Source organism: Lacinutrix venerupis (genome assembly GCF_001971745.1).
Lineage (GTDB): Bacteria > Bacteroidota > Bacteroidia > Flavobacteriales > Flavobacteriaceae > Lacinutrix > Lacinutrix venerupis.
Genome location: NZ_CP019352.1, coordinates 1,458,918 through 1,478,882 on the forward strand (window position 1 = coordinate 1,458,918; position 19,965 = coordinate 1,478,882).

Sequence of the window (19,965 nt, forward strand, 5' to 3'; positions counted from 1 at the left end):
TCCAACTTTTATGAAAAAAATTATACTTATCGCTGCATTTGCAATGTTTTCAATTTATGGCTTCTCTCAAAACGCTTTATATGGTGTTCGTGCAGGTTATAATATTTCAAATTTAGATTTTGAACCAACAACTGGAGATTTTGAAAACATGCATAGAAATGGTTTTGCAATTGGATTTTTTGCAGAATACAGTTTAGGAAGTAGTTTATCTATTGCGCCAGAAATTCAATTTTCTGCAGAAGGAGCAAAAGAAGAAGCTATTAGAATAGACTACATTCAAATGCCAATATTCTTTAAATATAAATTAGGGCAAAGTTTAGCTATAGGTTTAGGACCACAAGCAAGTTTAAAAGGTCATGAATATGAAGATGGTTTACAAAACTTAGCATTTTCTGGTCTAGCAGGAATAGAATATATGATTTCAGATGAATTTTTTATAGACTTTAGATATTCTTATGGTTTAACCAATATCTTTGATGACGAAACAAATCTTGAAGCAAAAAATACAAACATGCAAATAGGATTTGGTGTTAAGTTTTAACCAAACCAATACAATTATATAACTAAAAAATCCAACATGTTTAATGTTGGATTTTTTTTAGTTTTAAACTTAAATGTGTCTATTCATAAATGCTATCCATGAATGGTTTCACTTTTGCTCAAGTCCTTCATAATTTCTGCTTCAAAATCTAAAAGTTCTTGCCACTTTTTATCTACTTCTTTTCTATCTCCATACTGTCTTGCAAATCCTAAAAACATAGTGTAATGGTTGGCTTCGCTTACCATAAGCTTTCTGTAAAACTCAGCTAATTCTTTATCTTCTAATTCTTCGCTTAATAGTCTAAAGCGTTCGCAGCTTCGTGCTTCAATTAAAGCTGCATAAAGTAATCTATGTACTAATTGGGTAGTACGGCTACCGCCTTTAGGAAAGAATTGTAATAATTTTGCAACATATTCATCTTTTCTGTCTCTACCTAAAACCCAACCATTTTTTAAAATTAAATCGTGTACCATTTTAAAATGGCTAATCTCTTCTTTCACTAAAGCCACCATTTCTTGTACTAAGTCTGTGTATTCAGGAAAGCTTACAATTAAAGAAATTGCAGTACTTGTTGCTTTCTGTTCGCAAAAAGCATGGTCTGTTAAAATATCTTCAATATTTTTTTCTACTATGTTTACCCAACGCGGATCGGTTGGTAGTTTTAATCCTAGCATTTAATTTACATTTTTGTGAATAATAGTTCCGTTTCCTTTGTCATTAACCATTAATGAATGTGTGGAATATCTATCTGTATTTGGTATAGCATACATGAAATTTATAATTATCATATTTTTTAACGAAGGTTCATAATCAACCTCAATATATTTTAATACTGCTAATTTTCCAAAATTAAAATATAGAGAACTTTCAGGTATATTATTCGAAAAAACTGCCAATTCTTTATTTATTATATCTTTATCAAAAGATTTTTGATATATAATAGAATTGTTTTTCTCTATTAATATATCAAACTTAAAATTTCTGTAATGTTCTTTGTAAGTAATAGATTCTTCAGTTTTTGTAAATAATACATCTCTATCTAAATCTGTATACATTTTAATTTTTACTCTAAAACCATTATCATAAAGTGAGTCTGTTACAACTTCAGAATATTGTTCAGGAATGTACTTAACTTTTTCAGAAAAAGAGTCTAGTAACTTGTGTTCTTTTAAAATTTCGGAGTTAGTTAAGTGAACACGATCCTTGCCATCGCATCCCACAAAGACAAGAAAAACAATAGCTAAAAGAAACAAGACGTTTTTCATTTTAAATTTTAATGTTTTTCAAAAAAAATAAATAGTTATAGTTAAGGTGTTTTATTGTTTAAAACACTGCTGTTTTTGGGCTGTTTAAAGATCGAGATCAAAAGTTTTTCTTAATAATTCAATATTAGGATTTTTCTCTTTTAGTTTTTCATATTTCTCGTCTGGCGTATATGCAAATTTCTTTTGCATTTCTTCATTAACGTCAATATCTAAACTTATATCGTAGTTTTTTAATGTTTTTCTAAGAAATTGTAATAAATCGAAAGATTGTCTTTCTACTTCAACTTTATTAGTAGCATTTGGGAACGTTAAATGTATGGTTGTGCCTTTTAAAGTTGGTTTGTCTATAGATAATATTGCGGCTAAATTCATTTTACCTTCAGCTTCAATTTTAGTAACAAAGGTATTCCAAACTTTAGTTAATTCGTCTTGAGAAAAGGCTTCTCTTGGTAGGTTTTCTTCGTCAACAACAACCTCCATTTGTTTTATTTCGTGCTCTTTTTTTGCACGAATACTTTTTAAAGATAAACCAGAAGTACGTTTTGTTTCTCTATTTAAAACAATTTTTGGTTTAACATTTTCTGCTGCTACTTCAACTTTAGGAGTTGGTTTAGCAATAGTTTGTTGGTTGTTTTCTATAACTTCTTTAGAGTCTGATGTTTTAGGAGTAGGCTTATTTACTGGAATTGGTTTTATGCCAACGCGTTTAAAATAAGATGGCGGAATTATGAACCGACTGCTATTTTTTTTTTTCTCCATCAAAAGTGATAGAGGCAAGCTGCATAAGGCAAAGTTCAACGAGGAGACGTTGGTTTTTACTGGATTTATATTTTAAATCGGTTTCGTTTGCTAGTTCTATTCCTTTTAATAAAAAAGACTGAGATGCTTTTTTTGCTTGTGCTATATATTTTTCTTTAGTTTGCTCTCCAACTTCTAAAAGCGCTATGGTTGCAGGATTTTGGCAGACTAATAAGTCTCTAAAGTGCGATGCTAAACCAGCAATATAATGATGGCCATCGAAACCTTTAGAAAGCGTGTTGTTAAATTGTAATAATAACTCTGGAATTTTATTGCCTAAAATTAAATCTGTACTTGTAAAATATGTTTCGTAATCTAGTACGTTTAAATTTTCTGTAACTGCTTGTCGTGTTAAGTTTTTACCAGAAAAACTAACCACACGATCAAAAATTGATAATGCATCACGCATAGCACCATCTGCTTTTTGGGCGATAATATGGAGTGCATCATCATCTGCAGTAATATCTTGCTCTTTTGCAATATATTTTAAATACTCTTTAGCATCTTTAACAGTAATACGCTTAAAATCGAAAATTTGACAGCGCGATAGTATGGTTGGTATAATTTTATGCTTTTCGGTAGTTGCAAGAATAAATATACAGTGTTTAGGTGGCTCTTCTAATGTTTTTAAAAAAGCATTAAAAGCAGCTTGAGAGAGCATGTGTACCTCATCTATAATATATACTTTATATTTTCCAACTTGAGGAGGTATGCGTACTTGGTCTGTAAGACTTCTAATATCGTCTACCGAGTTGTTAGATGCAGCATCCAACTCAAAAATATTAAAAGCATAATCCTCGTCTCCGGTTTCTGTACCATCGCTATTTATCATTTTAGCAAGTATACGTGCGCAGCTGGTTTTACCAACACCACGCGGACCTGTAAATAATAAAGCTTGTGCTAAATGGTTATTTTCTATAGCATTAAGTAAAGTGTTTGTAATAGCAGACTGCCCAACAACGTCCTTAAACGTTTGTGGTCTATATTTTCTGGCAGATACTACAAAGTGTTCCAAATTTTTAATGCTTTTATTTAGAATAACAAAGTTAAAAATTCAATTTAGAATTTAGAATTTTGAAAGTATAATTTAATAGGAGTTATTAACAAAATAAGTTGTTTTTCAATATCAAAATAACTTGATTGTGTTAAAAATTTCTGCTAACTTCGTTTATCGTTTGATATAAAACATTAAAATGATTTTATATCAGTTAATACGTTGTAAACAAGCTGAATTCAGCCGCACATTAGGCACTTTTTGGTTTTTGTTAAAGCTGAAAACTAAAAGAGCCTAATTTTGCCTGCGCTGAAAGAAAATTAAGGAAAACCGTAAACTGAATAAAAAAATAAAATGTATTTTAGATAATTAAATTGAATTAAAAGAATCTTCACGAATTAGAATGACAATAGACGATATTTATAGAAAAGAAGAAATTAGTGTTCGGTCATATCACGTTTGCAAATACAATAAAATAAATTCAATAAAAGATTTAAAGGAATATTACTTCAAACATAAATCTTTCGATAAGCTTCGAAATTGTGGCAGAAAATCTAATGAAGAATTAATTGAAATCTGTAACAAATATCAAGGAGAACATTTCGAAAATGAACAAACAGTAATCAAAAAAGAAAATCTTCTAAAAGCAATAATTTCAGAGTTAACAAGAGTTCAAAGAGAAGTCATAAATAGCTTCATACTGGTTAATACAAATAGTCTTTCTGTAAGAAGCAAAAATGCTATTACACTTCATTTAAATGGTAATTTGAAAATTAAAAATTTTGCACAAAAAATTTTACTTTCTGAAAAATTTAATGTCAATAATATTAAAAACGTTGGAGCTAAATGTGTTCCAGAATTAGAAATTTATTTTTCAATTATAAAAGAATTCTTAATTGAAGTTAGTCAATCTAATGACGAAAAACATCTAATTTCATTAAAAAACAATTTCTTAATTCAAGGGACTTTTTCTATTTCAAAAATCCCAAGCAATGTACTTGAATCAGAATCAATATTTTTACTTACAGATTTTTTATTAAACAATAATGCCTTATTTGATAATATACAAATAGCAATTGTAAAAAAAGCTTTTAAGATATATCAAAACCAAAAAGAATTAACTCTTGATGATATTGCAGACGAAGTTAAATTGACTAGAGAAAGAGTAAGACAAATAAGAGTAACGTGTCTAGATGAATTATTCGAGAAACTCTCTTTTATTCAAAATTTTAATGAGGATTTATTCCAAAAATATAATATCGATACTAATGCTGAACAAATTGAAATAAATCAAGATCTAATTGATGTAATTAACATTACTAACCTCACATTTTTTTCAAGAGAATTTATAACCTTCATACTTTACGTTTACTTATCTAATAGATTTTCGTTGATTGGATTTGTTGAGGATGTTATCCAACTAAAATATTTTAATACTCGTAATAGACATAATTGGAACAATTTCTTTTTAATAAAAAAAGAAATTGTTAAAGAAATTGATTTTAATGCTTTGGTTAATGATATTGACAATAGAATAAGTGATAAAATTGTAGAATCTTATTCTTTTAATTTTAAAAGCTATTTATCAAGGTTTTTAATTAATGATAAAATCGATGTTTTAAACTCAGCATTTCCAATTGCTGAAAATATTATTAATGAAGAATTTGAGATGAATCTTGATTTAAATGAAAATATAATTTTTAAAAGAAATACACACAAACAAGTTCCTGAATATATTATTGAGGCTTTAGAAAATTTAAATAAACCATCAAAATTAAGTAAAATTTATGAATGGATATGCATTCACTATCCTGAAGCTACTAAAAGTGAAGAAGCTTTAAGAGGTAGTTGTCAACGTAGTAATGAGATTATTTATTTTGGAAGAAGTAGCACTTTTGGTTTGAAAAAATGGGAAAACACAAGAAATGATATTAAGGGAGGAACAATAAAGGATATTGTAACTGAATTATTGGAGAACTCAAACACCCCTATTCATATAACTGAAATTCTTGAAGAAGTTCACAAATATAGAGCTAAGACAAACGAAAGAAATATAATAACCAATTTAAAACTTGATCCTAACAAATCGTTTATAATTTTTAATCAAAAATTTATTGGTTTATCAAATAAAGTAAATGATTACGATTTAATAAAATATGAAAAACTACCTATTCAGCTAGGTAAAATAATCAAAGGAAAACTGAAAAAGAATACTTTCAACGACATTAATCAAATGAGTAATTTTTTAAATAAAAATTACGATCTTACTTTAAAAGAAACAAAAAACATTCTGACTTCATTAAATATAAACTTATGAAAATAAAGGAAACTAAAATACTACAGAGTCAAAGACTCAAAGAAATTTGTAATGAAAAAGGAGTGAATTTTAATTCTATAGAAACTTTATTAGATTCTGTAAAAACAAAAAAATTACATTCTAGAAAAAACTATCATCAGCAAAAAATTGATGACACCATTAATAAATCCGTGAAATGAAATTATCCGAAATAAAAATCAACAATTTTAGGCAATATTACAAAGAAGTTAATATTGACTTAACTACCAATTCTGATGAAAATATTATTTTAATCGGAGGTAGAAATGGATATGGTAAAACTAATTTCCTAATTTCAATAGTATGGTGCTTGTACGGTCGACAAATTGAAAAAGTAGATAACAACTTTAAACAAGAAATTAAAAAAGAAAAAAATTATGACTCTTTTATGTTTCAATCTCTTAATTGGACTGCAAAAAAAGAGAATAAAGATACTTTTTCTGTTAGCTTACTTATTTCAGAAATTGAATTACCGGAACTAAAGAAATTAAATTCCAATTCTGAAAGCGTAATTATTACTAGGAAATTTAATGTTTCTAGTATGAGTGAAGAACTTATGATTTTAGATGCCGATTCAAAAATGGAAATTTTTGATGATGAAGCAGATAAAATTAACTTTATAAATGATTATATAATTCCAATAGATGCTGCAAAATTTGTCTTTTTTGATGCAGAAAAAATATCTGAAATAGCCAACTTATCAATTAAGGAAGAAGGAAGTTTTATAAATGATGCTTTAGGTAAAATTTTAGGGTTAGATGCTTACGATACACTTATTGAAGATATAGAGTTTTATATAAATTCTCTTAAAAAAGAAGGAGCTACTAAAAATTTACAAGAACAAATTGTAGATAAAGAAAAAGCTATTGAACTCTTTAACATCGATATTGAAAAGCTTGAAGAAGAGAATGCCGAAAAGCTTAAAGAGATTGATGATTTAAAGAAATCTATCAGGAAATACGATATTTTTATATCACAACACAGTAAACAAGGCAATTCTATATTTGATAGAGAATCGATTTCATCCGAAATAGAAAAGTTACAAGCAAAGAGACTTGAATTATCCGAAAAATTTAATGAATTAAGCGAAATAATTCCTTTAACTATTCTAACAGGAAAACTTGAAGAAGTAAGCGATCATCTTGAAATTCAAGAGAAAAACGAATTATCACAAAATTCATCAAAAGAAAATTCAGAAAAAATTGAGAATTTTATTGAGCTTCTTTTTAATAAACCACCTGAACCAGACAATTCTACAATGTCTTTTAAAGACAAAAACTTTTATTACGAAAAAGCTAAAAATTTAGGTTCAGAGTTATTTAGTGATAATGGAGATTATCAAGAATTAGAATTTGAGCACGATTTGAATAATTCAGAAAAAAATATTATTAAAGATGCTATAAACTTAGTTAATGAGCAATCTAAAGGTTTATTCGAAACTACAATTGAGGAGTTTAATGAAGTGCAAATTAAACTTTTAGAATTAAATAAAACTTTGAGTAAAGTTGATGCAGATCAAGAAGACGAATATATTTTAGAGGCAATATCTGAAAAAGAAACTGCTGAATACAAAAGAGATATAAGTAAGGAACAAATTGGTGGTAATAAAGTAAAAATAAAGAAATTAGAAAGTGATATAGTTCGTTTAAATCAACAACTACAAACGTTAGTGAAAAAAGTAGATATAAATGAACAAAATAAACTAAAGATTAAAGAAAGTCAGAAATATATTGATGTTTTAAACATATTTCTTGAAGAACAAAAAAAGAGTCACGAAAAAAGTTTAGAAACAACAATTCTTAATGAATTAAACATATTGATGCATAAATTAAATAGTGAAGAAAATAATAATCGATTTATTGAGGATGTAAAAGTAGTAACTCTCGCAAAAGGACAAGGTATGAAAATTACATTACTAGATCAAGATGATAATGAAATAAGAAAAGAAAGTTTATCATCTGGAGAAAAGCAGATTTATATTTCCTGTTTGATTAAAGCAATATTAAAAGAATCAATACAAAGTTTACCAATATTTATAGATACACCTCTTGGTAGATTAGATGAAGAACACAGAGACAGCATTACAAAAAAATATTATCCAACTCTTTCAGAACAAGTCGTACTATTTTCAACAAATAGTGAAATTACACCTAAACGATTTAAAGATATTTCAGAAAACATTTCAAAATCTTATCTACTGTTTAATGATGGAGCAAATACAAATTTAAAAAACGGTTATTTTAATACTACAAGCAATGATTAGATTTAAAATAGATTCAGAAAGTACAGAATTATTAGATAGAATTACAAATATCTATAATTTTAAAAGAGACACAATTACAGGAAGAATTGCATTGTCATTAAGTATTGAAAAAGGTCGTCTGTTTCACGAAAACGAAAATAGTCTACCTCAAAACGGAAGAGAATATACACCTACAAGTAACATCTTTGGTCGTTTAGTTAATGACGTAGACAACTTTACTCTTTATAAAACTATTTTCGATCAACACTATAATAAAGAATTAACAGAAAGTGAATTTATTAAGCTATATAAACTTCATTTAAAAGATGGTCTTGAAATCTGGAATAATAAATTAAACAATAGTGACATCACGAAAGGAGAACATATCTCACTTTTATTGAAACCAGTAAAAAAAGGATTACATAAAAGAAAATCTAATGTGTATGTTTCAAGTTCTGATAAAACAGAAATAACTACTAATTTAATCAATAGTACAGATAAACCTATTGAATTAAACCTAGGAAACGAACTCAATGGCGAACCTATTAAAATTAAAATTAATGACGAAACAGAATATACAAGTCGTCATTTTGGCATTGCAGGTACAACTGGATCAGGAAAAACACAATTAGTATTTGATTTAATTTATCAAATTTCCAAACAAACAGAATATGAACTAAACTTTACTTTTTTTGATTTTAAAGGAACAGATACTAAAGAAAAACTTGATACATTTTTATCTTCAACTAAAGCTAAATTCATAGATATTAAGCATCAAAACGGTTTCCCTTTTAGTCCATTAAAAAACTATGATTTAAGTAATCAAAACTATATTGAGTCTTTTGCAAGTGATTTAAGAACTTTTTTTAAGAGTATTGGTCAAGTTCAGTCAGCTAGCTTGGTAAGAGAAATAAAAGACTATTATTTTGATAATAATTCTTCACCAACATTAGACGAATTATTAGAAAATATTTTAGAGAAAAATAAAGGCAAATTCGATACAACTACTAGTGTAATTCAACAACTAATTAACTCTGGCATTTATGATGAGTCAAAGTCATATTCTATATTTAATCAAAGTACATATATTTCAATGCCTTCAGAGGTTACAAAAGAGATTAAACAATTTGTAACATTTAATCTTTTGAAGTATATGTATGATAGCATTAAAAAATCTGGAGATACAGCTGTAACAAATAATATAAAAGCTTTAAAACACGTTATTATTATTGATGAAGCACAGAATTTTTTACAACATAAAAATGCAAGACCTGTAATTGAGTCAATGTTGAGAGAATTACGATCTATGGGAATAATAATCATCTTAATTGCTCAAGAAACTCAAGATTTTGTTTACAAAGATTTTAATTTTATGTCACAAATTCAATTTCCTATTTGTGCTAATGTTAAAGATAAATCTACGAAAAGAATTATTCCATTTCTTGGTAGCGTAAATAGTGAAGTCAAACTGAACACTCAATTAGAGAAACTCGAGGGAGGAAAAGCTATTATAAATATAGGAGAACCAAAATTAATTGAATTAAAGCAATGGTGGAAAACTAAAAAAGAGGAAAATATTTAAGCCGAAACTATGTTCAAGCACAATTATTTTTTTCCAACGCTAAAAAAAGCCAAATCTAAAAAAATAAAAGAGCTTTCACACCAAACTTCACATTTAAACTAATAGAAAAACATTGGGGAAACAAGTTGAGCGGAGTAAAGCCGTTTTACAATAGCGTGTATAAAACATTGCTATTATAGGCTTTTCTACTAGTTTTTGTATATTTATAGTGGACACCAAATTTTTTTATTCAGTTATATTTAATAAAGAAGCTTAAAAAAAAATAAAAAATTCGGCTCGTGCTAAATCCGAAAAGTTAGTGCACAAAATCCGCAACAAACCATATACAAACACTATAAACAAACTCACCAAAACAAATCTCATATTCATATTAAAACATATATAAGTTTATTCTATTTTTGCAAATAAGTAAATCGCCTTATCGCACAGGCATTTTGTTTGTGAGGAAAGTCTGGACACCGTAGTGCAATATAGTGGTTAACAGCCACCAGCCGTGAGGTTAGGAAAAGTGCAACAGAAAGTATGTACAGGTCATGCTGTAGTGAAACCAGGTAAACTCTATGTGGTGCAATGTCATGTAAACTAGCGTTTGAGCGTGCACGCGCGAGCTAGAGGGTAGGCAGCTAAAGTGTGTTGGTAACAACTCATGTAGATAAATGATAAGGGCTCGAAAGAGTACAGAATCCGGCTTATAGGTTTACTTAAATAAACAAAACCCTTTACAAATTTGTAAAGGGTTTTTGTATGTTGTTAATTATGTAGTTATTATTCTTTAGGATAGTAACTAAGGTCTGGCCTTACTCTGGCTTCAACTTTTTCATATTTTGTACTTAAAGCAATAACATTAAACATTGTAGGATCTAGTTCTTCTCCTAATTGCTTCTCTTCAATTTTATCGATTTGAGCGATTTCTAATTTGTCTTTACCTGCAACAGATACCATAAAGTAGTTTTTTTCGTTTCCAAATCCACTATGAAAAATAGTATAACCATTTTTTATTCCTTTTTTTACATATAAGGCTTTAACATTAGCTATAGCTTCCTTAATTTTTTTAGCGTTTTTTGGTGCGTAATAAATAAAATGATACTCGCGGTAATTTTTACCAGCAGTAGTATAACCTTCTGGCTCATAAGATAAATCTTTAATATAATGAATTATTTTATCGCTATGCGTATCGTAACAATCGTCCATAGAATCTAACATAGTATTAACGGCTTCTTCTCCTATTTTATCGGTTAGGCCTTTCATTATGTTTTTATCTAATTCTGCCATATTTTTAATTGGCGTAACATATACGTAACGACCATCTTGCGTGTTAACAGTCGTCCAATTATTATCTTTAAGATTATACTTCGTAAAATTGTCTTTTAATTCTTTAGCGACTTTTTCATAGGCTGGTATTTTTTCGAATTTTACATTATCTGTATGTAATACAAACATAGTTGCTTCATCTTGCGAATGTGTAATATTAAAAGCAAACAGCAAGGCAATTAATGTCATTAAGTTTGATTTAAAATTTTTACTAAATACTAACTTCTTTCTAGTTTTTTTTTGATGCTTTAAAGTTTTCATAATGTGGCATGTTTTGGTTAATATAAATTGATTAATAACTTACTTTTAACCATAGCAAAGTTTTGCAACTAAATATGCTATTAATATTTTAACTGAAAAGAATAAGGTGCAGAATGAGGTGTGTAAATAGATTACAAATTTAGTTGATAATAGCAATAGCAAGATAATGAAAAAAAGCACTTAAAAAACATAAGTGCTTGAAATCCAGTATTTTTACGTAGGAAAATAATTACGATTTTTAAAACCTATTCTTCTTCGTCTATTGTTTCATTTTTAAAAAAACTAAACATGTTGCCACCATAACTTTTAGAGTGGCTGTAATGCTCTAAGTGCGAAATATTTGTGTGTTTAGAGTGTTCTACTATTAACAAGCCATCGTTTTCTAACAAATTGTTTTTAAATACTAATTCTGGAATTTTTGAGAATTCTTCTACAGGAAAATCGTAAGGCGGATCGGCAAAAATTATGGTGTGTTTTGTATTGCTGTTTTCTAAAAATTTAAAAACATCACTTTTTATAGTTTGTATAGACATATCGAAACTTTCTGCAGTTTCGTTTATAAATTTAATACAACCGTAATCGGCATCTACACATGTAATATTTTCTGTGCCTCGCGAAGCAAATTCATAACTTATATTACCTGTTCCGGCAAATAAATCTAACACAGAAATATCGTCAAAATAATACGTGTTATTTAAAATATTAAACAACGATTCTTTAGCCATATCTGTTGTAGGACGTACAGGCAACTTTTTTGGTGCTGTAATTCTTCTACCTTTAAATTCTCCTGAAATTATACGCATTTAAAATCGTGTTAAAAGTGTGAAATGTGAGTGATTATTTTTAATGTCTTTAGTTGTTATTATGTCTTCTTTTCGGCTACCAAAATTTACATGCCTAATATATTTATATAGTATGTTGTAAAGTGCATCGTCTTTAACAATGGTACCTAATAATACTGTTTCAATAACTTCTGGATTAAGTTTTAATTGCTCTGCAGTAAAAAGTACATAATAAATAAAATCTTCAGCAGTTTGGTATTCGAAAGTGTTGTAAAGCTCTAAATTACCTTTTTTTGTAACAATAATTTCAAAATGAGTTTCACTTACATGAATGTACATTTTATTATTATTAGCATTTTTTTCTTGAGCTAAAATTTGCTCAACTAAAATAGTAGAGTAGTGCTTGTATGTAAAATCTCCAAAACGCTCGTAAATGTAGTTGTTTACGTTTACGTAAGGTACATACACGTTAACAGAATCGTTTACAGAAATGGTATCGAAGGTTATAAAGTCTGTTTTAAGAATTTTAGAGTTTAGTTTTAAGTAATCTGCAATTGCTTCTTCATTAAACAAAGGTTTAGGTACTAGTGTAGACAATTCATTTTCATGAATTACTTGTACAGTATTAAAAGTGTCGTCTAACCACGTTTTAGTATTAAAACTGTGTTTAATAGTATCTAATAATTCAAAAGGTGTAATTTTTTTATCAAACACATCATGATCTATTTTTAAAACTGAATTGTCATGACTGTTTATAATACAAAAAGAAAGTCCATTCAAACTTATTTGAATGGACAATGCTTTGTGTGATATTTGGTTACTGTTATTAGTTTGTTGGGTCATAAACTTTTGGCCAGTTTCCATTAACTTTTACTTCTTCCATAGAACCAATTCTAATGGCATCTCCATTAATTTCTTCAACAGAAAAGGCATTTTCTTCCTTTCTAATTAAATCTTTTGGTTGGTCGTGTAAAATATCCTTTTTCCAAGCTACAGCTTCAAATACTGGAAGTTTTTTGTCTTCTTCTCCAACTTCTCCAGCTTTTAAAGTGAACTTAGTACCTTCTTTAGCGTAAGGAATGTTAATCATTGTTTTGTATCGAGTAGAAGTTTTAAATAAAGAATCTTTAACAGAAACAAAATTTAAAGTATCTACAATAGTAATTTCTTTAGTATACTTAATTCCACCGTAAGCTTTTGTTTTTTCTTCATCTATAACTGTAGAATCTCTACGTTCTATAATTGCAAATTTACCAGTTTCTATAAAGTTTACTAATTGATTGAAATCGCCTGTAAATTTACCGTTTACTTCTTTGTATGCTAATTCCGAATCTCTAATGTCTACTAAATTTTTAATTACAGCAGCATAACGATCTTGTTTAATGTTGTGAAATTTAATTTCATCGTAAACAGAATTAAAGGTTATATAACCTAAAGCAAAAATACCTATCCAAAGTAAAATGGTTAAAGGTGTTTTTAATTTTACAGGAACAAACTTGTCTATTGCCCAAACAATTCCAACAGTTAGAAGAATTACAACTATTACAGCAATTATTATCATAATTTTTTAATTTATTTAGTTAATGGTCTATCGCAAATCTACAATTTTTTTTTGTTCGTAAAAACCAATAAGAGTAAAAATCATTTATATATTTGAATTATTCTTAAATTCTTAATAAGCTTAATGACGTCTTCTCAATTTTATTCCCTTATAAAACAGCAATTTCCGTTTTTACCAACAGCGAAGCAAGATATATTATTATTACAACTTTCTGAATTTATTTTTAAAAATAATAATAATGATGTCTTTTTGTTAAAAGGTTATGCTGGAACAGGAAAAACTACTGTAATTGGCACAATAGTTAATAATTTATGGAAAGCAAAAAAAAGTGCAGTCCTAATGGCTCCAACGGGTAGAGCAGCAAAAGTTATTAGTAATTATTCTAAAAAAGAAGCCTTTACAATACATAAAAAAATATATTTTCCTAAAAAAGATAAAGGTGGTGGTGTAAAGTTTGTATTGCAACCAAATAAGCATAAAGACACCATTTTTATTGTAGATGAAGCATCTATGATTCCAGATGCACCTTCAGACTCTAAACTTTATGCCAATGGCTCCTTACTAGACGATTTAATGCAATATGTTTATCAAGGTCATAAATGTAAATTGCTTTTAATTGGAGATACAGCACAATTACCACCGGTTAAACTTGATATTAGTCCAGCTTTAGACGAAAACATATTAAGTTTAAGCTACAATAAAGAAGTAACTAAAATCGAACTTGACGAGGTTATGCGTCAAGGTCAAGATTCTGGAATTTTAGAAAACGCAACATTATTAAGAGAAACCATTGCTAGTTCTTTTTTTGAAAGTTTTAAATTTAACATAAAAGGTTTTCCAGATATTGTAAGACTTGTAGATGGTTACGATATAATGGATGCTATTAACGATGCCTATAGTACATTAGGTAACGAAGAAATGGCAATTATTGTACGCAGTAATAAAAGAGCTAATTTATATAACCAGCAAATACGTAGTCGTATTCTATTTAATGAAAACGAATTATCTGCCGGAGATTATCTTATGGTAGTTAAAAACAATTATTTTTGGTTAAAGCCTACTAGTGAAGCAGGATTTATTGCAAATGGAGATATTATAGAGGTTCTTGAAATTTTTAGTATTAAAGAGTTATATGGTTTTAGGTTTGCAGAAGTTAAAATACGTATGGTTGATTACCCAAAAATGAGACCTTTAGAAACCGTTTTGTTATTAGATACTATTTCTGCAGAAACACCTTCTTTACCATATGAAGATTCTAATCGCTTATATCAAGAAATACAAAAAGATTATGAAGATGAAACCAGTAAGTATAAAAAGTATTTAAAAATAAAAGGTAACAACCATTTTAATGCATTGCAGGTAAAGTTCTCTTATGCTATAACATGTCATAAATCACAAGGTGGACAATGGAATACTGTATTTGTAGAACAACCTTATTTACCAGAAGGTATAAATCGAGATTATTTACGTTGGCTATATACCGCAGTAACAAGAGCACAAGAAAAATTATACTTAATAGGTTTTAAAGATGATTTTTTTGAAGCTGAATAAATAGTTTTATCTTTAATACAAAGAGGTTTTATGAAAAAACGACAGCACTGGATTATAGAAGGAATATTTTTTGGAATTATTATGCTTGTTTTCTCTAGCTTATTCGATTTTTTAAACCACGATTTTATTTGGAGAAACTTTCCAAAACGAATTATTATATGGTTAATAGGTGGTTTGTTATATGGTTTTATAACGCACCTAGCAAACAAGAAATATTTAAATAAAATTAAAGAAAATGAGCGAAACAATAATTAGTATTTGTTTAGGTATAGGTTTAGCAGCATCTGTTGGTTTTCGAGTATTTGTTCCTTTATTTGCACTAAGTTTAACAGCGTATTTAGGCGGTTGGGAGTTAAACGAATCTTGGCAATGGATAGGTAGTTTATCTGCTTTAATAGTTTTAGGAGTAGCCACAGTGGTAGAAATTTGTGCATATTACATTCCTTATGTAGATAATTTACTAGATTCTGTAGCAATCCCTTTAGCTGCCATTGCAGGAACAGCAGTTATGGTATCCACTGTCGCAGATTTAAGTCCGGTGGTAACTTGGGCTTTAGCCATAATAGCAGGAGGAGGAACGGCAGCAGCAGTTGCAGGTACATCTGGTGCAGCCAGATTGACATCCACAGCAACAACAGGCGGTGTCGCAAATCCTGTGGTTTCGACTGTAGAAACAGGAACAGCTGTTGTAATGTCTGCGATTTCAATAGTGTTTCCTGTTATAGCAATATTTCTTGTTATTATTATAGTTGCAGTTATATTTAGGTTTTATAAAAAGTTTAAATCTCGCAAGGCATAAATTCAGTTTAAAAATTATATTTTTGACTATTAATAATTCCGCTAAAAACTCAGGTTAAAAAATGAAAATAATCGCAATGATTCCTGCACGTTACAGTGCTTCTCGTTTTCCAGGTAAACTTATGCAAGATTTAAAAGGAAAACCTGTTATTACTAGAACTTATGAGGCAACAGTGGCTACACAACTGTTTGATGATGTTGTTGTAGTAACAGATAGTGAAATTATTTTTAAAGAAATTAAAGATATTGGCGGAAAGGTGATGATGAGCAAAAAAGAACACGAATGCGGAAGCGATAGAATAGCCGAAGCAGTCGAGTTTTTAGATGTAGATGTTATTATAAATGTACAAGGAGATGAGCCTTTTACAGATAAAAAATCGCTTGTTAAGCTTATTCAAGTTTTTAAAGAAGATCCTAAAAAAGAAGTAGATTTAGCTTCTTTAATGGTTCATATTCAAGATGAAGAAGAAATTAAAAACCCAAACACAGTAAAAGTAGTAATCGACCAATTTAATTTTGCGCTCTATTTTTCACGAAGTCCAATTCCATATCCAAGAGATAAAAATGTTGATGTAAAATATTATAAGCATAAAGGAGTTTATGCCTTTAGAAAACAAGCCATTCTAGATTTTTATAGATTGCCAATGCAAGTTTTAGAAGCTTCAGAAAAACTAGAACAATTAAGATATTTAGAATACGGAAAGCGTATAAAAATGGTAGAAACAAATGTTCAAGGAATAGAAATAGATACTCCAGAAGATTTAGAAAAAGCTAATAAATTTTGGAAATAGATTACAGTAACATAAAAGTTATAGGTTTTGATGCAGACGATACACTTTGGGTAAACGAAACTTATTTTCGTGATGCCGAAAGTCAATTTGCTAAGTTGTTAAATAAGTTTGAAACCGAAAATAAAATAGATCAAGAGCTATTTAAAATGGAAATAAAAAACCTTCCTGTTTATGGCTATGGAGTAAAGGGATTTGTTTTATCTATGGTAGAAATGGCTTTAGAATTATCTAACAATACAGTATCTAATGAAACTATAAGTAAAATATTAGAGATTGGAAAATCTATGATTAATAAGCCTGTAGAATTATTAGATGGAGTAGAAGATGTGCTTAAACAACTATCAAAAAAATATAAACTAATTGTTGCTACTAAAGGCGATTTATTAGACCAAGAACGAAAGCTTGAAAAATCTGGATTGTTAGATTATTTTCATCATATAGAAGTATTAAGCGATAAAAAAGAAGAAAATTATAAAAAGTTATTACAACACTTAGATATAAAACCAGAAGAGTTTTTAATGGTTGGAAACTCATTAAAATCTGATATACTACCGTTAGTAAACCTAAACGCAAAGGCTGTACATATTCCTTTTCATACTACTTGGATTCATGAGCAAGTAGAAGAAAACGAAACCAATGGTAAAACATATAAAACTTTAGAAAGTTTATTGCAGCTGCCAAAAATATTACAATAAATTTGAAAGAATTAGATATAAATACTTGGGATAGAAAACAACATTATAAGCATTTTTCGAATTTGAAAGATCCTTATTTTGGAATTACTATACCATTTAATGTTACAAAAACATATCAATTTGCTAAAGACCATAAAATAAGTTTTTTTGGCACCTATTTGCACGCTTGTATGCAAGCAATTAATAGTGTAGAAAATTTAAAATATAGAATTTTAGATGGTAAAGTAATGGTTTATAATACCATTCATGCATCAGCAACTATTATTAGAAAGAATAAAACATTTGGATTTTCGTTTATAGATTATAGCGAAAATTTAGAAACCTTTTTACTAAATTTTGAAGCTGAAAAAAATAGAATAGAAAACTCTAATAATTTATTTCCTCCAAAAAATGGATTAGACTGTATTCATTGCTCTGCAATACCATGGTCTGACTTTTCAGGACATAAAGAACCTGTTTCAGGTTTATTAGAATCTGTACCAAAATTAGCCTTTGGCAAAGTAAAAGAAACAAATAATAATAAAATTATGAATGTAGCAATAAATGTAAACCATGCGTTAGTAGATGGGTATCATTTAAGTTTATTTTCAGAAATGTTTCAGAAAAATTTAAATAAGTAATAACTTTACAAACTAAGACTAACAAAAAAGTCAATGATTTATAAAAATTTTCCAATGGTGTCCAGAGTAATATTTGGACGAGGCAGTTTTAATCAAATAGAAGAAATTCTATCACCTAAACGATTAAGCACTAAAGCTCCATTTATATATTTTGTAGACGATGTTTTTAAAGGTAACGCATGGTTAACCTCAAGAATTCCATTGTCTTATGATGATAAAGTGATATATGTCTCTACTGCAAAAGAACCAGAAACATCGCAAATAGACCAACTAGTAGAACAAATTATTTTAGATTATAAAGAGTTACCATCTGGAATTATTGGTATTGGAGGAGGTAGCGTTTTAGATATAGCAAAAGCTGTATCCATTATGCTTACAAATCCAGGTGAATCTAAAAATTATCAAGGTTGGGATCTTGTAAAGAATCCAGCAATATATCACGTAGGTATTCCAACTATATCTGGAACAGGAGCAGAGGTTTCAAGAACCACAATTTTAACAGGACCAGAAAGAAAACTTGGTATAAATAGTGATTTTACGCCATTCGATCAAGTTATTTTAGATCCAGAATTAACTAAAGATGTTCCTAAAGACCAATGGTTTTTTACAGGAATGGACTGTTTTGTACATTGTGTAGAATCGCTTAATGGAACCTATTTAAATTCTTTTAGCCAGACTTACGGAGAAAAAGCATTCTCTCTATGCAAAGAGATTTTTTTAGAAGATACTTTAAGTGAGGAAGATAGCCAAGATAAATTAATGATGGCGAGCTGGCATGGAGGAATGAGTATTGCTTATTCTCAAGTAGGTGTTGCACATGCTTTAAGTTATGGTTTAGGCTATTTATTAGGTGTAAAACACGGTATTGGAAACTGTATTGTTTTTGATCATTTAGAGGAATATTATCCTGATGGAGTTGCTATGTTTAAAGAAATGAAAGCAAAACATAATATTAAGCTTCCTCAAGGAATATGTAAAAACCTTTCGGATAAAGAATTTAATATCATGATTGATGTAGCCCTTAGTTTAGAACCATTATGGGAAAATGCAATAGGGAAACAATGGAAAAAAGTAATTACTAGAGATAAACTTAGAACGCTTTACCAAAAAATGTAATATGCGTTGGCTAGCTAAATTTATTTACTTTAAAATATTAAAATGGAAAATAGTAGGCAATACTAATTTCTCTAAAAACTCTATAAAAAAATCTGTTATTATAGCAGTGCCGCATACTAGTTGGCACGATTTCTATATAGGTGTTTTATTACGAAAAATTGTTGGAGTTAAAACAAATTTTGTAGGTAAAAAAGAGCTATTTATATGGCCTTTTGGTTATTTTTTTAAAGCACTTGGAGGTGTTCCTTTAAATAGAAGTGCAAATGAAAATAAAGTAGAAGCTATTGCTAAAGAATTTAATAAACATGATGAGTTTAGAATAACCTTTGCACCAGAAGGAACTAGAAAAAAAGTAGAAGAGTGGAGAACAGGTTTTTACTATATAGCAAAGGCAGCTGGAGTGCCAATAATCATGTTTACTCTTGATTTTGAAAACAAGCAAAATTTAGTTTCTGAAGCATTTTATCCTACAGATAATATTGAAGATGATTTTAAATTTATGCATAGCTTTTATAAAGGCGTAAATGGCAAGAAACCAGAATATTCGTAGTTAAAAAAATAATATTCTTTCAATAAAAATTTATTCCATATTTAAATAAAATATTATTTTTGGTATAATATTTGGAATAAATTCCGTGTAGTATGCGGATGAAACATAAAGTAAACTTTCCCAAGTCACTAAAAAGAAACATTTACCTACTACAAGATTTAAAAAAGCTACT

General features: G+C 28.5%; 18 protein-coding genes, 1 other RNA gene and 1 pseudogene. 13 read left to right on the top strand and 7 right to left on the bottom strand.

Features of this window, described 5'->3' with window-relative positions; genetic code table 11:
• Window positions 1–10: 10 nt before the first annotated feature.
• The gene (locus tag BWR22_RS06505; RefSeq protein ID WP_076732784.1) at window positions 11–541 is read left to right on the top strand and encodes a porin family protein; all 531 of its coding nucleotides are present in this window, start codon (window positions 11–13) and stop codon (window positions 539–541) included.
• 92 nt (window positions 542–633) lie between these two features.
• Here the strand turns inward: BWR22_RS06505 and miaE are convergent, their stop codons facing one another.
• The 3 genes and pseudogenes from miaE to dnaX form a co-directional block, all read right to left on the bottom strand.
• Complete coding sequence (gene miaE, locus BWR22_RS06510) at window positions 634–1,215, bottom strand: tRNA-(ms[2]io[6]A)-hydroxylase (protein ID WP_076732786.1); 582 nt, start codon at window positions 1,213–1,215, stop codon at window positions 634–636.
• Window positions 1,216–1,806 carry a hypothetical protein gene (locus BWR22_RS06515; RefSeq protein WP_076732788.1) on the bottom strand — a complete coding sequence of 197 codons (591 nt, stop codon included), beginning with the start codon at window positions 1,804–1,806 and terminating at the stop codon, window positions 1,216–1,218.
• A gap of 84 nt (window positions 1,807–1,890) precedes the next feature.
• Window positions 1,891–3,619 (bottom strand): annotated as a pseudogene (dnaX, locus tag BWR22_RS06520) (DNA polymerase III subunit gamma/tau).
• A gap of 382 nt (window positions 3,620–4,001) precedes the next feature.
• Here dnaX and BWR22_RS06525 point away from each other — a divergent pair.
• The 4 genes from BWR22_RS06525 to rnpB all read left to right on the top strand — a co-directional run bounded on the left by BWR22_RS06525 (window position 4,002) and on the right by rnpB (window position 10,465).
• Window positions 4,002–5,915, top strand: a complete 1,914-nt coding sequence (locus BWR22_RS06525) for a sigma factor-like helix-turn-helix DNA-binding protein (RefSeq protein WP_076732789.1) — start codon at window positions 4,002–4,004, stop codon at window positions 5,913–5,915.
• Between the two features lie 175 nt (window positions 5,916–6,090).
• Window positions 6,091–8,196 carry a DNA sulfur modification protein DndD gene (gene dndD / locus BWR22_RS06535; RefSeq protein ID WP_076732793.1) on the top strand — a complete coding sequence of 702 codons (2,106 nt, stop codon included), beginning with the start codon at window positions 6,091–6,093 and terminating at the stop codon, window positions 8,194–8,196.
• Complete coding sequence (locus tag BWR22_RS06540) at window positions 8,189–9,757, top strand: DndE family protein (protein WP_083678236.1); 1,569 nt, start codon at window positions 8,189–8,191, stop codon at window positions 9,755–9,757. The genes dndD and BWR22_RS06540 overlap by 8 nt, the downstream gene beginning before the upstream one ends.
• A gap of 405 nt (window positions 9,758–10,162) precedes the next feature.
• Window positions 10,163–10,465, top strand: an RNA gene (gene rnpB / locus BWR22_RS06545) — RNase P RNA component class A.
• Window positions 10,466–10,522: 57 nt separating this feature from the next.
• Here the strand turns inward: rnpB and BWR22_RS06550 are convergent.
• The 4 genes from BWR22_RS06550 to BWR22_RS06565 all read right to left on the bottom strand — a co-directional run bounded on the left by BWR22_RS06550 (window position 10,523) and on the right by BWR22_RS06565 (window position 13,672).
• Window positions 10,523–11,329 carry a hypothetical protein gene (locus tag BWR22_RS06550; RefSeq protein ID WP_076732794.1) on the bottom strand — a complete coding sequence of 269 codons (807 nt, stop codon included), beginning with the start codon at window positions 11,327–11,329 and terminating at the stop codon, window positions 10,523–10,525.
• Between the two features lie 245 nt (window positions 11,330–11,574).
• Window positions 11,575–12,132 carry a 16S rRNA (guanine(966)-N(2))-methyltransferase RsmD gene (rsmD, locus tag BWR22_RS06555; protein ID WP_076732795.1) on the bottom strand — a complete coding sequence of 186 codons (558 nt, stop codon included), beginning with the start codon at window positions 12,130–12,132 and terminating at the stop codon, window positions 11,575–11,577.
• Window positions 12,133–12,975, bottom strand: a complete 843-nt coding sequence (locus tag BWR22_RS06560) for a DUF3822 family protein (protein ID WP_241828234.1) — start codon at window positions 12,973–12,975, stop codon at window positions 12,133–12,135.
• Window positions 12,938–13,672: a hypothetical protein gene (locus tag BWR22_RS06565; RefSeq protein ID WP_317042542.1), complete on the bottom strand. Its 735-nt coding sequence runs from the start codon at window positions 13,670–13,672 to the stop codon at window positions 12,938–12,940. Before BWR22_RS06565 ends, BWR22_RS06560 begins: the two co-directional genes overlap by 38 nt.
• A gap of 123 nt (window positions 13,673–13,795) precedes the next feature.
• Here BWR22_RS06565 and BWR22_RS06570 point away from each other — a divergent pair, with 123 nt between their 5' ends.
• The 8 genes from BWR22_RS06570 (at window position 13,796) to BWR22_RS06605 (ending at window position 19,793) form a co-directional block, all read left to right on the top strand.
• On the top strand, window positions 13,796–15,223 hold the full coding sequence (locus BWR22_RS06570) for an ATP-dependent DNA helicase (protein WP_076732796.1): 1,428 nt from the start codon (window positions 13,796–13,798) through the stop codon (window positions 15,221–15,223).
• 30 nt (window positions 15,224–15,253) lie between these two features.
• Window positions 15,254–15,478 carry a hypothetical protein gene (locus BWR22_RS06575; RefSeq protein ID WP_076732797.1) on the top strand — a complete coding sequence of 75 codons (225 nt, stop codon included), beginning with the start codon at window positions 15,254–15,256 and terminating at the stop codon, window positions 15,476–15,478.
• Entirely contained in the window at window positions 15,459–16,022 is a 564-nt protein-coding gene (locus BWR22_RS06580) for a DUF4126 domain-containing protein (protein ID WP_076732798.1), read from the top strand. Before BWR22_RS06575 ends, BWR22_RS06580 begins: the two co-directional genes overlap by 20 nt.
• A gap of 61 nt (window positions 16,023–16,083) precedes the next feature.
• Window positions 16,084–16,812 carry a 3-deoxy-manno-octulosonate cytidylyltransferase gene (gene kdsB / locus BWR22_RS06585; protein ID WP_076732799.1) on the top strand — a complete coding sequence of 243 codons (729 nt, stop codon included), beginning with the start codon at window positions 16,084–16,086 and terminating at the stop codon, window positions 16,810–16,812.
• Window positions 16,803–17,507 (top strand): HAD family hydrolase, encoded by a 705-nt coding sequence (locus BWR22_RS06590; protein WP_076732800.1) that lies wholly within the window; start codon window positions 16,803–16,805, stop codon window positions 17,505–17,507. Before kdsB ends, BWR22_RS06590 begins: the two co-directional genes overlap by 10 nt.
• 2 nt (window positions 17,508–17,509) lie before the next feature.
• Window positions 17,510–18,127: a CatA-like O-acetyltransferase gene (locus BWR22_RS06595; protein WP_076732801.1), complete on the top strand. Its 618-nt coding sequence runs from the start codon at window positions 17,510–17,512 to the stop codon at window positions 18,125–18,127.
• Between the two features lie 33 nt (window positions 18,128–18,160).
• Window positions 18,161–19,243, top strand: coding sequence for an iron-containing alcohol dehydrogenase family protein (locus tag BWR22_RS06600; RefSeq protein ID WP_076732802.1), 1,083 nt, complete (start codon window positions 18,161–18,163; stop codon window positions 19,241–19,243).
• Between the two features lies 1 nt (window position 19,244).
• Window positions 19,245–19,793 carry a 1-acyl-sn-glycerol-3-phosphate acyltransferase gene (locus tag BWR22_RS06605; protein WP_076732803.1) on the top strand — a complete coding sequence of 183 codons (549 nt, stop codon included), beginning with the start codon at window positions 19,245–19,247 and terminating at the stop codon, window positions 19,791–19,793.
• Window positions 19,794–19,965 lie beyond the last annotated feature (172 nt).